Annotated in this window: 17 protein-coding genes; 10 read left to right on the top strand and 7 right to left on the bottom strand. The window is 59.2% G+C overall.

All coding sequences use genetic code 11. From position 1 onward, the window contains the following. The first annotated feature begins 2 nt into the window (after window positions 1-2). Window positions 3-542: a methyl-accepting chemotaxis protein gene (locus M5G26_RS29655; protein ID WP_224789345.1), complete on the top strand. Its 540-nt coding sequence runs from the start codon at window positions 3-5 to the stop codon at window positions 540-542. Between the two features lie 139 nt (window positions 543-681). On the opposite strand, the gene M5G26_RS25180 is transcribed toward M5G26_RS29655, so the two are convergent. The 3 genes from M5G26_RS25180 to M5G26_RS25170 form a co-directional block, all read right to left on the bottom strand. After that, on the bottom strand, window positions 682-1,227 hold the full coding sequence (locus M5G26_RS25180) for a hypothetical protein (protein WP_273916780.1): 546 nt from the start codon (window positions 1,225-1,227) through the stop codon (window positions 682-684). Between the two features lie 155 nt (window positions 1,228-1,382). After that, on the bottom strand, window positions 1,383-2,807 hold the full coding sequence (locus M5G26_RS25175; RefSeq protein WP_273916779.1) for an MFS transporter: 1,425 nt from the start codon (window positions 2,805-2,807) through the stop codon (window positions 1,383-1,385). A gap of 125 nt (window positions 2,808-2,932) precedes the next feature. Next, window positions 2,933-3,373 (bottom strand): PACE efflux transporter, encoded by a 441-nt coding sequence (locus M5G26_RS25170; protein WP_273916778.1) that lies wholly within the window; start codon window positions 3,371-3,373, stop codon window positions 2,933-2,935. A 122-nt stretch (window positions 3,374-3,495) separates the two neighbouring features. Between M5G26_RS25170 and M5G26_RS25165 the strand changes: the two genes are divergently transcribed. Beyond that, window positions 3,496-4,368 carry a LysR family transcriptional regulator gene (locus tag M5G26_RS25165; RefSeq protein ID WP_273916777.1) on the top strand — a complete coding sequence of 291 codons (873 nt, stop codon included), beginning with the start codon at window positions 3,496-3,498 and terminating at the stop codon, window positions 4,366-4,368. 249 nt (window positions 4,369-4,617) lie between these two features. On the opposite strand, the gene M5G26_RS25160 is transcribed toward M5G26_RS25165, so the two are convergent. Beyond that, window positions 4,618-5,649 carry a LacI family DNA-binding transcriptional regulator gene (locus M5G26_RS25160; RefSeq protein WP_273916776.1) on the bottom strand — a complete coding sequence of 344 codons (1,032 nt, stop codon included), beginning with the start codon at window positions 5,647-5,649 and terminating at the stop codon, window positions 4,618-4,620. 215 nt (window positions 5,650-5,864) lie between these two features. Here M5G26_RS25160 and M5G26_RS25155 point away from each other — a divergent pair, with 215 nt between their 5' ends. Beyond that, complete coding sequence (locus M5G26_RS25155) at window positions 5,865-6,398, top strand: gluconokinase (RefSeq protein WP_273916775.1); 534 nt, start codon at window positions 5,865-5,867, stop codon at window positions 6,396-6,398. 82 nt (window positions 6,399-6,480) lie between these two features. Beyond that, window positions 6,481-7,836, top strand: a complete 1,356-nt coding sequence (locus M5G26_RS25150; RefSeq protein ID WP_038362591.1) for a GntP family permease — start codon at window positions 6,481-6,483, stop codon at window positions 7,834-7,836. 164 nt (window positions 7,837-8,000) lie between these two features. Here M5G26_RS25150 and alaC read toward each other — a convergent pair whose 3' ends face one another. Then, on the bottom strand, window positions 8,001-9,218 hold the full coding sequence (gene alaC, locus M5G26_RS25145; RefSeq protein WP_273916774.1) for an alanine transaminase: 1,218 nt from the start codon (window positions 9,216-9,218) through the stop codon (window positions 8,001-8,003). A 139-nt stretch (window positions 9,219-9,357) separates the two neighbouring features. Here alaC and M5G26_RS25140 point away from each other — a divergent pair, with 139 nt between their 5' ends. The 3 genes from M5G26_RS25140 to M5G26_RS25130 all read left to right on the top strand — a co-directional run bounded on the left by M5G26_RS25140 (window position 9,358) and on the right by M5G26_RS25130 (window position 11,395). After that, entirely contained in the window at window positions 9,358-10,020 is a 663-nt protein-coding gene (locus M5G26_RS25140) for a LysE family translocator (RefSeq protein ID WP_102900890.1), read from the top strand. Window positions 10,021-10,087: 67 nt separating this feature from the next. Next, window positions 10,088-10,582, top strand: a complete 495-nt coding sequence (locus tag M5G26_RS25135; protein ID WP_038362587.1) for a GyrI-like domain-containing protein — start codon at window positions 10,088-10,090, stop codon at window positions 10,580-10,582. A gap of 324 nt (window positions 10,583-10,906) precedes the next feature. Then, a complete protein-coding gene (locus M5G26_RS25130) occupies window positions 10,907-11,395 on the top strand; it encodes a GNAT family N-acetyltransferase (RefSeq protein WP_273916773.1) in 489 nt (162 codons plus the stop codon). Between the two features lie 140 nt (window positions 11,396-11,535). On the opposite strand, the gene M5G26_RS25125 is transcribed toward M5G26_RS25130, so the two are convergent. Both M5G26_RS25125 and M5G26_RS25120 read right to left on the bottom strand, forming a co-directional pair. Next, on the bottom strand, window positions 11,536-12,141 hold the full coding sequence (locus tag M5G26_RS25125) for a pyridoxamine 5'-phosphate oxidase family protein (protein ID WP_273916772.1): 606 nt from the start codon (window positions 12,139-12,141) through the stop codon (window positions 11,536-11,538). A gap of 18 nt (window positions 12,142-12,159) precedes the next feature. After that, window positions 12,160-12,645 carry a GNAT family N-acetyltransferase gene (locus tag M5G26_RS25120; protein WP_016984185.1) on the bottom strand — a complete coding sequence of 162 codons (486 nt, stop codon included), beginning with the start codon at window positions 12,643-12,645 and terminating at the stop codon, window positions 12,160-12,162. A 140-nt stretch (window positions 12,646-12,785) separates the two neighbouring features. On the opposite strand from M5G26_RS25120, the gene M5G26_RS25115 reads away from it, so the two are divergent. Genes M5G26_RS25115 through M5G26_RS25105 form a run of 3 tightly spaced genes read left to right on the top strand, consistent with a single transcriptional unit; the run spans window position 12,786 to window position 14,830 of the window. After that, entirely contained in the window at window positions 12,786-13,211 is a 426-nt protein-coding gene (locus M5G26_RS25115) for a YybH family protein (protein WP_273916771.1), read from the top strand. 40 nt (window positions 13,212-13,251) lie between these two features. Beyond that, the gene (locus M5G26_RS25110; protein WP_008081988.1) at window positions 13,252-13,596 is read left to right on the top strand and encodes a YciI family protein; all 345 of its coding nucleotides are present in this window, start codon (window positions 13,252-13,254) and stop codon (window positions 13,594-13,596) included. Beyond that, entirely contained in the window at window positions 13,589-14,830 is a 1,242-nt protein-coding gene (locus tag M5G26_RS25105) for an RNA polymerase sigma factor (RefSeq protein WP_273916770.1), read from the top strand. The genes M5G26_RS25110 and M5G26_RS25105 overlap by 8 nt, the downstream gene beginning before the upstream one ends. The last annotated feature ends 447 nt before the right edge of the window (window positions 14,831-15,277 follow it).

Here is a 15,277-nt window from a genome sequence, read left to right as displayed (position 1 = left end):
AGATGACCACGCTGCAGAACGCTGCCGAATCGGCCCACAGCACCTCGGTACAAAATGACGCCTGCGCGCAAAAAGGCTCACAGGTCGTGCAGCAAACCGTGCAGATCATTCAGGACATTTCCCGCGACCTCAACGAAGCCGCGGCGAGTATCGATGCGGTGAGCAAACAGTCGGACATCATCGGCACCATCGTTCAGACCATTCGCGGCATTGCCGATCAGACCAACTTGCTGGCGCTCAATGCTGCGATTGAAGCGGCGCGGGCCGGGGAGCATGGGCGCGGCTTTGCGGTGGTTGCGGACGAGGTGCGTAGCCTCGCGGCGCGTACCAGTCAGGCGACGTTGGAAATTGTCGATGTGGTGCGCAAGAACCATGACCTGTCGCTGAGTGCGGTGTCGAGCATGCAATCAAGTCTGAGCCGCACCGGGCTCGGGGTTGAGCTGGCGAATGAGGCGGGGGAGGTGATTCTGGAGATTCAGCAGGGCTCAAGGCATGTGGTGGATGCGATCAGTCAGTTCAACGAAACCCTGCAACTGAACTGATTCCACAAAGTGGCCTGTAGGAGCTGTCGAGTGGAACGAGGCTGCGATCTTTTGATTCGTTGTTGGAAGCAAGATCAAAAGATCGCAGCCTTCGGCAGCTCCTACAGGGATACCGTGCGGTAGCCAGGAATGCGGGGTCTCAGAGCGCAGCGAGAAACTTGTCCGCCTGCTTGTCGCTGTCCTTCACATCGTTGTCTTTCTCCGCCTGCGCCAGCTTCATCTTGTCCTGCAAGCGCTCGGCGATCTCTTTGCCGATGGCCAGTTGTTTCTCCGGCGGCATGGCTTTGATGTCATCTTCGGTCAGCCCCATCGACTGCAGAATACTGTCGCGCAGACGCTGTTCCGGCGTCTTGCTCATGTAGTCCTTGAATTCATCGGTGGCGGATTTTGCCGAGGCCGTGGTGGCATCGGTGGCTTGCAGGTTGACGCGGGTCTTGGCGAACGCTTCGTCAACGTTGTCGCTGATACGCGAGGCTTCGCTGACTTGCTGGGTGGCGATCTGCGTGGCCGAGTCCTGCACCTTGGCGGTGGCTTCAGCGGTTTGCGCCTGGGTCTGGTTTTGCAGGGTTTGCAGCATGGCGCCGTGCAGGCCACCTTGCAGACCGGCCGCAGCGGTGGACGTCGCATCGTCATTCAGCGCTTTTGGCAGATGAATGATTTGCTGTTGTTTGGCACTGATCAACATGATGTGTGGACCTGTAGGTAATTGCTGACTGGCGTAGCGGAGCAATTACCGTGCCTTCTGAATAAATTCTTTTTTTTCAACAAGTTGCTCGTCAGTCAGGTGTTGGTGGCGGTCATCCCTTGCCGATAAGCGGCAGAGGATGACCGTTGCCACCCTCAGCGATGGGCAATGTTCTCCAGCGCCAGATTGCGTGTACGCGGGCCGAACCAGCCGATGGTCAACATCACGATCAGCATGCTGCTGACGATAAACGCCAGTACGCCCGGTGTGCCGAAGTTGTCGAGAAACAGGCCGATCAGCAAGCTGCTGAACACCGTCGACAAGCGACTGAACGAATAACAGAAACCCACAGCGCGGGCGCGGATGTTGGTCGGGAACAGTTCGCTCTGGTACGAGTGATAACTGAAGCTCAACCAGGCGTTGCAGAAGGTGATCATCACCCCGCAGAAGATCAGCCCGAACGCGCTGGTCTGCAAGGCGAACAAGGTGCCGAAGGTCATCGCGCCGAGGGCCGAGCCGACGATCTGCCACTTGTTCTCGAAGCGGTTGGCGAATTTCACGAACAGCAACGGGCCGAGCGGGTAGGCGAGGGTGATGATGAAGGCGTACATCAAACTGTGAGTGACGCTGACGCCCTGACCGGACAGCAGCGCCGGCAGCCAGTTGCCGAAACCGAAGAAACCGATGGCCTGGAAAATGTGGAAAACGATCAGCATCAATGCGCGACGGCGATACGGCGGCTGCCAGATATCGGCGAAGCGGCCCTTGCCTTCGACATCGACCGGAACGGCTTCGGGGGCGTCCAGCGGTTTACCGTGATCCTTTTCACAGCGGGCTTCGATAGTGTCGAGAATTCGGTTGGCCTCATCAAAGCGGCCATGCTGCGCGAGCCAGCGCGGCGATTCCGGCAGACGCTTGCGCAGCCACCAGATAAACAGCGCAAACACCGCACTGGCCAACACCACCCAGCGCCAGCCGCTGATGCCGAACGGCGCCTGAGGCACCAGCCACCATGACATCAGCGCCACGGCCGGCACCGAGAGGAACTGTATGAAAAACGCGAAGGCAAAGGCCGAGCTGCGCATGCGTTTGGGCACCAGTTCCGAGAGGTAGGCGTCGATGGTCACCAACTCGATGCCCAGACCAATACCAACCAGAAAGCGCATGCAGATGATGCCCAGCGCCGAGCTCTGAATCCCCATCAACACCGTCGCCACCGTGTACCAGACCAGCGCAAAGGTGAAGATCGCGCGTCGCCCGAAGCGATCCGCCAACGGGCTGAGCAGGCTGGCGCCAAGGAACAGGCCGAGGAACGTCGCCGAAGCAAACGCAGCCTGATCGGAGAAACCGAATACGCCCTGATTGCCAGTGGCAAAGATGCCGTCGCGAATCAGCCCGGGGCTGATGTAGGCGGTTTGGAACAGGTCGTAGAGTTCGAAAAAACCACCGATCGACAGCAGCGCCACCAAGCGCCAAATCGTCGCGACAGCGGGGAGGCGATCGATGCGGGCGGACACCTGGGCGGCGCGGATCGGGTCGATGCCGTTGCTTGTCGCGGCGGCGGGGGCGTGTGCAGTCATGGGCTGATCCATTTTTTATTGATGGAAAAGCTTAGCCTGCTATCGGAGTTGACGGATTGTGAATATCGGCGGATTAAACAGATAAACCGCTGAATTCTCGCAATATCTGCTTACGAATTAACGATTTATGCCGCAGCCGCCGAATCCGCTAGCGCCGAGGCCGGCAAGCCGAAGATCCGGTCAAACAGCCAATTGAAGGCGAACGTGTAGCAAGGAATGAAAATGATCAGCGCCAGATCCAGCAGAAACGCCTGCACCAGACTGATGTTCATCCACCACGCGATCAGCGGTATCAGGAACACGATCAGCGTCAGTTGAAAGCCGACGGCGTGGGCGATGCGTCGTTTCACCGTGCGGGTGCGCGATTGCTGGCGGCTTTCCCAGTGTTCGAACATCGTGGTGTAAATGAAATTCCAGGTCACGGCGATGGTGGTGATGATCACCGCCAGCGGCCCGGTGCTGCCCGGGGATGTGCCGGACAACAGCGCCAGACCGAGGGCGGAGAAGGTCATGCCGATCACTTCGTAGAGCGACACATAGACCAGTTTGCGTTTGACGCCTTGCATGGGGATTTGCCTCTTTCTTGCCGTTTGTTGGCCAGTGGGACTGGCGAAGGCGGCGAAAGATAGCTTCAATAGGGCTGACAGAAAAAGTCAGCTACTTTCAGTTCTATTGATAGGTGTTCAGGGTGAATTTCAACAGCGACAGCATCGAGCTGTTTCTTGCCGTGATCGAACGCGGCTCGTTTTCGGCGGCGGCTCGCGCATTGGGTCGGGTGCCTTCCGCCGTCAGCATGAGCATTGGCAACCTTGAAGCCGAACTGGGTTATCTGCTGTTCGACCGCAGCCATCGCGAACCGCAACCCACGGCGATGGCGCTGTCGCTGGTGCCGCACGCACGGCTGATCGCCGAGCAACTCAAGCAACTGCAAGTGCACGCGGTGGAACTGTCGTTGGGGCTGGAGAGCAAGTTGTCGATCGGCGTGGTTGCGGACATCGACCGGCGGCGTTTGCTGGCGGCGATCAAGGTGATCGCCGAGCGTCATCCACTGCTCGACATCGAAGTGCTGACCGCGCCGCAGGATGACGTGCTGGCGATGCTGCACAGCGGCCGGGTCAGCGTGTGTCTGGCGTTCGCCGGATTGAGCATGAATGTGCTGGAGCGTTTCCAGTTCGTCGGCAGCGAACGGATGATCGCTACGCTGGCGGCGGACAGCCCGCTGTTGCAGGGGCAGGATGTGTTTCTCGAGGATCTGGTGCATGTGCGGCAGATCATCGTCGCCAGTCGCGACTTGCCGATCAGTGAGACGCGACCGTTGGTGGCGGAGTCGTACTGGCGCACGGACAGCCTTGAGACAGCGATGGAAATGGTCGAGGCGGGATTGGGCTGGGGCAATTTTCCGCTGTCGGTGGTGCAGTCGCGGATCGAGTCCGGGCGACTGAAACGACTGAATTTTCGCAACATCGAAAACGGTCTGGTGATGCCCGTGCACGCGGTGTGGCTCAAGAGCCAGCCGCTACAGAAAGGCGCGCATGCCCTCGTTGACCTGCTCAGCCACTAGCGACTGTGGAGATCCAATGTGGGAGCGAGCCTGCTCGCGAAAGCGTCGTGTCAGTCGGCACACGCTTATCTGACATAGCGCTTTCGCGAGCAGGCTCGCTCCCACAGGGATTGTGTTTCAACTCAGCATTTGTGAGCACCACATAAAACTGTAGGAGCTGCCGAAGGCTGCGATCTTTTGATCTTGTTTTTAAGAGCAAAATCAAAAGATCGCAGCCTTCGGCAGCTCCTACAGGGGATCGCGACAGTTTCAGGTACTTTCGCGGATCTTCAGTTCAAAGCCCATGTCTTCAACCGGGCGCGCTACGCTGTTACCCGCCATCAACGTCAGCATCTGCTCCGCCGCGCGCCGGCCAATCGCTTCACGCGGGGTGTTGATGCTGCTCAGGCGCGGCACCATATGCTCGGACATCGGCAAGTCGTTGAAACCCAGAATCGCCACCTGCTCGGGAATCCTGATGCCGTGGCGCAGTGCTTCCAGCAACGCTCCCTGCGCCAGGTCGTCATTACCAAAGAAGATTGCATCAACATCCGGATGCGCCGCGAGCAATTGCATAAACAGTTCCCCGCCCAAGCCCACCGATGAAGAGCGAGGCGTCAGCACTTCCAGATCCGGGTCATAACGCCCGGCCTTCTGCAGCGCTTTGCGAAAACCTTCACCACGCAACAAGGTGCGCTGATCGAGCTGCGCGCCAATGTAAGCCAGACGCTTACGCCCACGGGAGAGCAAATGCTCAGCCGCCGTCTCACCCGCACTGAGTTGCGAGAAGCCAACGCAGTTCACTCCGGCGGCGCTGTCGAGCTCCATCATGTACACGCAGGGAATGTTGCTCGCCTCGATCATCCGCCGCGAACTTTCCGTGCGGTCAAACCCGGTCAGCAAGAAACCACGTGGCTGATAGGCCATGTAGTTGCGCAGCAGGTTTTCTTCTTCATCGCGCGAGTAGTGGAAGTTGCCGATCAGCACTTCAAAGCCTTTGGGCGTGAGCACCCGATGAATGGCTTCCAGCGTATCGATGAACAGCAAGTTGGATAACGAAGGCACCAGAACCACCACCGAATGGCTCTGCGCCGAGGCCAACGCGCGGGCAGCGGGGTTCACGACATAGTTGAGCTCGAGCGCGGCTTTCTGCACTTTTTCCACCAGTTCGGTGGCGACCGTGCTGACCCCACGCAAGGCGCGGGAGGCGGTAATCGGGCTGACACCGGCCAGGCGGGCAACTTCATTGAGGGTGGGACGGCCGGTGGTGCGAGTATTTTTATCGTTTTTAGGGGTGGTCATCGACGGCTTGCCAAACAAAAATCAAGGCACTAAGGTAGCGCTGTCCTGATGCAGCTGTAAATGCGTAAGCGAGGTCCTGCCTGATCTTCGCTTTTTGGTGTTGGGAACAAACCTGCTGCAACCCAAAAAAACGACAAGAAGGCGTCGGCAACTTCTGCCTGTGCACTAGAGTCATAGCTAGCAAAGGTAGCGCTGTCTGCGCGCTGAGGTGTTATATGAGTCATCCCATCACCGCCCTGGTCATCATGGGCGTTGCCGGTTGCGGCAAGACGTGCGTCAGCGAGGCCCTGTGCCAATTGAGCGGCGCCACTGCCATTGAAGGCGATACTTTCCATCCGGCCGCGAACATCGAAAAGATGAGCGCGGGGATCCCCCTGAACGACGACGACCGTGCCGGCTGGCTCGACAGCCTGTGCGATGAACTGCGTCGCGTCGATGCATCGGGCAAACGCCCGGTGCTGACCTGCTCGGCCCTTAAACACAGCTATCGCGAAGTGTTGCGCAGCGCCTTGCCCGGCCTGGGCTTCGTGTTTCTTGAATTGACCCCTGAAGTTGCCGCTGAGCGTGTGTCCCATCGTCCGGGCCACTTCATGCCGGCCACGTTGATCGAAAGCCAGTTCGCCACGCTCGAATCGCCGGTAGGCGAGCCGTTGACATTGGCTCTGAATGCTTCGGTCCACAGCGTTGAACAACTGGCTTCCCAGGCTCATGTCTGGTGGCAGGCCAACGGTCTGAAGCAGGCGGTATGAGTGTGTTGAAAGAGATAGCGCTGTCCTCCCGACTTCTGTTTAACCCGCTTTAATAACAACAACAATCCAGGAGACACCCCCAATGTTTGGCATGTCCCATGAGACGTTCCTGCTGCTCGATGCAGTGGTCACGGTAATCGGCCTGATTATCCTGATCACCAAATTCAAGATTCACCCGTTCATTTCCCTGACCATCGCCGCCGCGTTCCTCGGTCTGACGTCGGGCATGCCGATCGGCACCATCATCAAGGCGTTCCAGGACGGCTTCGGTGGCGTGCTCGGTTTCGTCGGCATCATCCTCGCGCTGGGCACCATGCTCGGCAAAATGATGGCCGAGTCGGGCGGGGCGGATCAGATCGCCCAGACCCTGATCCGTGCGTTCGGTAAAGACAAAGTCCAGTGGGCAATGATGTTCGCCGCGTTCCTGGTGGGCATTCCGCTGTTCTTCGAAATCGGTTTTGTCCTGCTGATTCCGCTGGTGTTCATCGTTGCGCGTCGCACCGGCGTGTCGATCATCAAGATCGGTATCCCGCTGCTCGCCGGCCTGTCCGCGGTGCACGGTCTGGTGCCACCGCACCCGGGCCCGCTGCTGGCCATCGGCGTGTTCGGCGCTGACATCGGCAAGACCATTCTTTATGGTCTGATCGTTGCGCTGCCGACCGCGATCATTGCCGGTCCGATCTTCGGTACGTTTATCGCCAAGCACATTCCGGGTCACCCGAATCAGGAACTGGTCGATCAACTGGCCCGTGAAAATGACGACTCGACCACGCTGCCGAGCTTCAGCATTACCCTGATCACCGTGCTGCTGCCGGTGTTCCTGATGCTGCTGAAAACCTTCGCTGACGTGGCGCTGCCGGACGGCCACTTCTTCCGCACCTGGATGGACATGATCGGTCACCCGATCTCGGCACTGCTGCTGGCGTTGCTGCTGTCGCTGTACACCTTCGGGCACAAGCAGGGCATCGGTTCCCAGCAGATGCTCAAGTGGCTCGACGCGAGCCTGGCGCCAACCGCCGCGATCATCCTGATCATCGGTGCTGGCGGTGGCTTCAAGCAGATGCTGGTGACCAGCGGCGTGGGCGACGTGATCGGCCACATGGCGGTCAGCGCGCAGATCTCGCCGATCCTGCTGGCGTGGCTGGTGGCAGCGGTGATTCGTATCGCGACCGGTTCGGCCACGGTGGCGACCATTACCGGCGCGGGCATTGTCGTGCCGGTGGTGGGGATGATTCCGGGCGTTAACCGTGAGCTGTTGGTACTCGCTACCGGCGCCGGTTCGTTGATTCTGTCCCACGTGAACGACGCCGGTTTCTGGCTGGTGAAGCAGTACTTCAACATGACCGTGGCCGAGACGTTCAAGACCTGGACGGCGATGGAAACCATCCTGTCCATCGTTGCGTTGGGCTTTATCCTGTTGTTGTCGCTGTTCGTTTAAGCGGCTTCTCGCAGGCACAAAAAAACCGCAGCGATGCGGTTTTTTTGTGGGTGATCGTTCCCACGCTCTGCGTGGGAACGCAGCCCGGGACGCTCTGCGTCCCAAAGCGGACGCAGAGCGTCCATTGAGGCATTCCCACGCGGAGCGTGGGAACGATCAGTGCGTCAGGCTATGGATTTCGGGGCTAAGCCATCCGCCCGGAACATCCCGCGAATGCCGCGCACGGCCTGACGAATGCGGTCCTGGTTTTCGATCAGCGCAAAGCGCACGTGATCGTCGCCATACTCACCAAACCCCACCCCCGGCGAAACACAGACCTTGGCTTCGGCCAGCAGTTTCTTGGCGAACTCCAGCGAACCCAGATGCGCGTACTGCTCAGGAATCTTCGCCCAGACATACATCGAAGCTTTCGGGTTCTCGACCATCCAGCCCAGTTCATGCAGACCTTTGACCAGCACGTTACGGCGCTGGCGATACTGCTCGGCGATGTCGCGCACGCATTGCTGATCGCCTTCCAGCGCAGCAATCGCCGCCACTTGCAGCGGGGTAAAGGTGCCGTAGTCGTGGTAGCTCTTGATCCGCGCCAGCGCGTTGACCAGTTCCGGGTTACCGACCATGAAACCGATGCGCCAGCCGGCCATGTTGTAGCTCTTGGACAGGGTGAAAAACTCCACCGCGATGTCCTTGGCGCCCGGCACTTGCATGATCGACGGGGCTTTCCAGCCGTCGTAGACGATGTCGGCGTAAGCCAGATCGTGAATCACCAGCACGTCGTACTGCTTGGCGAGGGCGATCACCCGTTCGAAGAAATCCAGCTCCACGCACTGCGCAGTCGGGTTCGACGGGAAGCCGAGGATCATCATTTTCGGCTTCGGGATCGAGCCACGAATCGCCCGTTCCAGCTCATCGAAGAAATCCACACCCGGCACTAGCGGCACCGAACGCACCTGAGCGCCGGCAATCACCGCACCGTAGATATGAATCGGGTAGCTCGGGTTCGGCACCAGCACGGTGTCGCCCTGATCCAGGGTCGCCAGCATCAAATGCGCCAGGCCTTCCTTGGAGCCGATGGTGACAATGGCTTCGCTTTCCGGGTCGATATCGACCTCGTAGCGCTGCTTGTACCAGTTGGAAATCGCCCGGCGCAGGCGCGGAATGCCCTTGGACGTCGAGTAACCGTGGGTGTCTTCGCGTTGGGCAACTTGTACGAGTTTTTCGACAATGTGCGGCGGCGTGGCGCCGTCGGGGTTGCCCATGCTCAAGTCGATGATGTCTTCACCACGACGACGCGCGGCCATTTTCAGCTCGGCGGTGATGTTGAAAACGTAAGGGGGGAGTCGATCTATGCGCGCAAAGCGGCGCGGCGAACCTTGTTCGGCCATTGTTGCCTCGGATAACGTAAGCGCCCGGAACCGTCCGAGCGACGCTGGTCACTGCGGTGACCTGTGGCGGAAGATAAGGTCAGTGATGGCATACTGTCCAGCCCGTTTGTAAACAATTTTGTCCCAAGGAAATCGGTAGATGGAATTCACCAGCGGCTTCTTGCTGAGCCTCTCGCTGTGCCTGGATATCGGCGTGGCCAACATTGCCATGATCACCCTGGCGATGCAGCGCGGTTACTTTCAGGGCTTTGCGCTGGGCCTCGGCACCTGCGTCGGCGACCTGATCTACGCGGTGCTGGCGCTGGCCGGGATGACGGTTTTGCTGCAGTTCGAAACCGTGCGCTGGGTGCTGTGGATCGGTGGTTCGGCGCTGCTGATCTACTTTGCGGCGAAGATGATCTACTCGGCGATCCATCACGAAGCGCAACTGGCCGCGACCGCCGAGGTAGGGCAGAACTCCCATCGCAAGGAGTTCTTCCGGGGGATTTTTCTCGCTATGTCATCGCCAAGCGCGATTCTCTGGTTTGCAGCGGTCGGCGGCACCTTGATCGCGCGTTCCGGTGGCGGCGGCCCTTTGAGTTCGGCGCTGTTCCTTGGCGGTTTCCTCTGCGCCGGGCTGCTTTGGTCGGCGGGTTTATGCTTCGCCGCGAGCCACGGTGGCAAGCTGCTGGGCGATAAGCTGTTGCGCTATTCCTATATGGCATCTGCAGCGATCTTCTGCTATTTCGCGGTCTACGTGATCGTATCCGGCTATAACGAGTTTGTCGGTTCGGGCGCCGTCGAGCAGTTGCATTCGCTGTAAGCGTGCGAATTGGGTTTGGCTTTCTATACTCCCAGCCGAACCCCTTTTTTGTTCCAGGAGTCGAGTCATGGATGAGCAAACACGCGTCGAAGTGGCTGAACCTCGCTTCGAACATGGACACTTCCTGCTGATTGCAGGCTTTCGCGGTCGATTTACTCAAGACACAGCCAAAGACATCCCGGCGCTGTGGGAAAAGTTCTTGCCGCACCTGGGAAAGATCCAGGGGCAAAAGAACGAAGTGACCTACGGTGTTTGCAGCAATTTCGACGGCAAGGGTGGCTTCGATTACATCGCCGGGGTGGAAATCAGCAAGCTCGATGACCTCGACCAGAAGGTTTATCAGTGGGTAGAAGTGCTGCCCCGGCAGTACGCGGTGTTTGAGCACAAGGGACCGCTCGATCAGTTGCCGCAAACCCTGCAATACATCTACAAGACCTGGCTGCCGAGCTCTCATTACGTGGAGCTCAACGCCCCGGAACTGGAGCGCTACAGCGCCGATTTCAATCCGCGGCTGCACACCGGCAAACTGGAAATCTGCGTACCGGTCGATACCAAGGCCTGAGCCGACAACCATGAGGCGGATCAATGATCCGCCTCATGGTTTTCAACCGCGTTTACCCTTGCCCAACCGTCGCGCCCGCAACAGGTCGATGCCGAGAGTGATAAAGCCGAACGTACTGATGCCCAACACCATCAACAGGCCGATTTCAACGCTGCTCATAAACGGTTTCCCCCAAGGGTGATCAGAGACACACCTGAGAAATAGCCCGCCGCGAACACGAAGAAAAGCACTTATACGCAGGCTTTACGCCGCCCGTGCGCATCGATATGCAGGCCTTATTCCTTTATGCTTTCGGCACTTTCTTCTGCTGATTTTCGAGCCGCCATGAACACCGTCATCCGCAACGTCACCGCCGCCGACCTGGACCGCTGCTACGCCATCGAAACCGTTGCCTACGAAGGTGTCGAAGCCGCCACTCGCGAGAAAATCGCCACGCGCATTGCCACTTGGCCGGAAGGGTTTATCGTCGCTGAAGTGGATGGCGTGGTGGCAGGCTTCGTCAATTCCGGCGCGGCGTTTGATGTGCAGATGTCGGACGAGGCCTTCAAGGAACTGATTGGCCACGACCCGCAAGGGCCGAACGTGGTGATCATGTCGGTGGTGGTGCATCCGGATTATCAGGGGCAGGGCTTGGCCAAGCGCTTGATGGGCGAGTTCATTGAACGTATGCGCGGGATGGATAAGGCGACAATTCATTTGATGTGCAAGGAAAAGCACATTCCGCTGTATGCCGGGTTTGGTTTTGCCTATATCAAACCGTCTGAGTCCGACCACGGCGGCATGGCGTGGCACGAGATGATCCTGACCCTCTGACCCATTTCTTCCTGTCAATGATCGTTCCCATGCTCCGCGTGGGAATGCAGCCGGGGACGCTCTGCGTCCCAAAATCGTGACGCAGAGCGTCACAAGAGGCATTCCCACGCAGAGCGTGGGAACGATCATTCACGGGAGGGTCAGTAGAGGGTGTCGCTTACCCGTTTCGGCGCTTCACGGTCGTAGGTGTCGGCATCGAACTGCCCATCATTCAGGCGCTTGTGGAAGGCGCCGGCAGAGGGCAGGGCCGAGCGCGGCAGATGCGTGTCCGGGTTCCACGCATCCGAGCGGACGAACGCTTTTGAACAATGAAAAAACGCCGCTTCCACCGTCACCAGCAACACCGTTTTCGCCGGTTTGCCATTCACCGCAAAACTCTCCAACAACTGCTGCTCCGCGCTGATCCTCGCCGTGCCATTGACCCGCAACGTCTCGCCAATCCCCGGAATGATGAACAGCAACGACACCCGCGAATCGTGCAGCACATTGCGCAAGGTATCGATGCGGTTGTTGCCCGGGCGATCCGGCAGGGCCAGGGTGCGTTCATCAATGATCCGCACAAACCCGGCCTTGTCCCCACGCGGCGAATTATCAAGGCCATCAGCGCCTACCGAGCTGACGATCACCAGCGGCGACAGGCGCACCATCGCTTGATAATCCTCGTTGAGAAAACCAATCTGTTTGCGCACCGCTCGTTCATGCGGCAGTCCGTAAATCGCTTCCAGTGCTTCGATTGAATCGATCATCGTGCATCCCTCGATGACTTAGAAAAACAGGCCCATGCGCCGTTCGTAACCGATCCGGCCCTTGTACGCTTCGCCGCTGTCGACGTAACCGTGCTTGGCGTACAGCGCGATCGCCGCATCATTGTCTGCGTCCACCGACAATTCCAGCCCCTTGATCTCCGGCCACGCCTGACGCGCAACTTCGGGCAACGCTTGCAGACAGGCCTTGCCGTAACCCTTGCCCTGCGCCCGGCGATCAACCTGCAACGCATGCAACGTGGCGCTGTGTTCATCGGCCCAGGCCGGCAACACCGGCGGGCGTTTGAGCAGCAAAAACGCTACTGGCACGTCGTCTGCCAACAGGGCAAAACCCTTCACGCCCGGGCCGGGTTTCGACAGCAGGGTGTGCAAGGCACCATGGATATCGCCGGAGAATTTGATCTGCTCGGCATGGATTTCAATCGCCTCGACTTGCTCACGCTGCAAGGCGTTGAGGCTGTCGTACGGCACGAGTTGGGCTGACACGGGAATTTCCTTTTTCCTACAAAGATGAGCCTCGGATTCTAGCGATTTTGGCTTCAGTGGAAATTTTTTGTTTCGTCTGTCGATCTACCCGATTGCCGAACGACTAAGGGTGTCTTCACAACAAAAACACGGAGAACAGCATGAGCGCACAATCTGAAATCCAGACCCTGATCAACACCTACCGCGAAGCCGTCATGACCAAAGACGTGGAGAAAGTCATGGGGTTGTACGCCGACGACATCGTCTCGTTCGATGCGATCAAGGCCCTGCAATTCAAGGGTAAACCGGCCTACCGCGCGCACTGGGTCGAGTGCATGGAAATGTGCCCAGGCCCGCACATTTTCGAATTCCATGAAATCGCCATCGAAAGCGCCGACAACATCGCCTTCGCCCACTGGGTGGCCAACTGCGGCGGCACCAATGAGAAAGGCGAAACCCAGAGCTGCTGGATGCGCGTCACCGCCTGCTATCGGCAGGTTGGCGGGGCCTGGAAAATCGCCCACGAACACTGGTCGGCGCCGTTCGATCCGATGAGCGGCGCGACCCTGTTTGATGTGACTCCCTGATCTTCAGCCATAGTTGAAACGTCCGATTCAGGAGAACGCCATGAAGTATTTATGCCTGGTCTACAGCGATGAGCGCCTGCTGCATTCGTCGCCCGACAGCCCGGAAGACGCCGAGTGCTGGGCTTATGCCGAGTCGATTCAGGGCAGCGGGCGGATGGTTGCCGCCGAGGCGCTGGAGTCGGTGCAGACCGCCACGACCGTCAGGATGCGCAACGGCAAACTGTCGATTACCGACGGCCCGTTCGCCGAAACCAAAGAGCAATTGGCCGGCTTCTATCTGATCGACGCCAAGGACCTCAACGAGGCGATTCAGGTTGCCGGCAACATTCCGGCGGCGCGGGTTGGCAGCGTGGAAGTGCGGCCGGTGCGGCAGTTGAATGTCTGAGGTTCGGGCGCGGGTCGAGCAGGTCTATCGCGAAGACTCGCGGCGGATTCTGGCGACGCTGATTCGCCTGTTGGGTGATTTCGACCTCGCCGAAGAAGCCTTGCATGAGGCGTTCTTCGTCGCGGTCGAGCGCTGGCAGCGCGACGGCGTGCCGGACAACCCGCGCACCTGGCTGGTGTCCACCGGGCGGTTCAAGGCGATTGACGTGTTGCGCCGGCGTGCGCGGTTCAAGGCCTCGCAACCCTTGCTGTTGGCGCAACTGGAAGAACTGGAACAGGCCGACTGGAGTGGCGAAGACGTGGAAGACGATCGTCTGCGGCTGATCTTCACCTGTTGTCACCCGGCGCTGGCGGCGGATGCACAAGTGCCGCTGACCTTGCGTGAAGTCTGCGACCTCACCACCGAGGAAATCGCCCGTGCATTTCTCTCGGCGCCAGCGGCGATTGCCCAGCGCATCGTGCGGGCCAAAGCCAAGATCCGTGATGCGAAAATTCCTTATCAAGTACCGAGCCTGAGCGAATTGCCCGAGCGCCTCGACAGCGTGTTACGGGTGATTTATCTGGTGTTCAACGAGGGGTATTCGGCGTCGGGCGGGGCTGAATTGACCCGTGAGGATTTGACCCGTGAGGCGATCAGGCTGGGGCGGTTGTTGATGGAGTTGCTGCCGGAACCGGAGGTCATGGGGCTGTTGGCGATGATGCTGTTGCACGAATCGCGACGCTCGGCGCGTACCTCGTCGAGTGGTGAGTTGGTGCTGCTGGATGATCAGGATCGTTCATTGTGGGAGAGCGCGTTGATCGACGAAGGCTGTGCGCTGGTTGAGCGTGCGCTGACCACGCGGCGGTTTGGGCCTTATTGTCTGCAAGCGGCGATTGCCGCAGTGCATGCCGAGGCGCCGTCCGCGGCAGAAACCGATTGGGAGCAGATCGTCGGCTTGTATGACGTGCTGTTGCGCGCGGTGCCTTCGCCGGTGATCGAGTTGAACCGGGCGGTGGCAGTGGCCAAGCGCGATGGGGCGTTGGCCGGATTGAATCTGATTGAAAGGATTCTGGCGCGGGGCGAGTTGCAGGATTACCACTTGGCGCATTCGGCGCGGGCGGAGTTTTGCCGGCAGTTGGGCAGGGTGGGAGAGGCGAGGGCGGCGTATTTGCGGGCCTTGGAGTTGACCCGACAAGAGCCGGAGCGGCGGTTTATTGAAGGGCGACTTTCGGCGCTGGAATTGCCCTCACCCTAGCCCTCTCCCAGGGGGAGAGGGGACCGATTGGGGGATATTGGAGAGGTTCACCGACTTGAAAGCTCAGTTGGGAATCCATGATCGAACCAAATTTCACGACCCTATATACCGCAGCAATCAATCCATAATCGACTCGGTCTTTCAGGTCGATGTCTGACGCGAGACACCTCGGTCGGCCCCCTCTCCCTCCGGGCGGTCCGACGTTTCGGGAGGGCTGGGGTGAGGGGCTTTTGAGCTCATATCCAATGAATCCACAATCGACTCGGTCTTTCAGGTCGATGTCTGACGCAAGACACCTCGGTCGGCCCCCTCTCCCTCCGGGAGAGGGCTGGGGTGAGGGGCTTTTGAGCTCATATCCAATGAATCCACAATCGACTCGGTCTTTCAGGTCGATGTCTGATGCAAGACACCTCGGTCGACCCCTTCTCCCTCCGGGAGAGGGCTGGG

It is taken from the genome of Pseudomonas sp. TNT2022 ID642 (assembly GCF_028656995.1).
Classification (GTDB): domain Bacteria; phylum Pseudomonadota; class Gammaproteobacteria; order Pseudomonadales; family Pseudomonadaceae; genus Aquipseudomonas.
The sequence above is the reverse complement of the archived record's forward strand: the minus strand, read 5'-3'. Positions and strand labels throughout refer to the sequence as shown.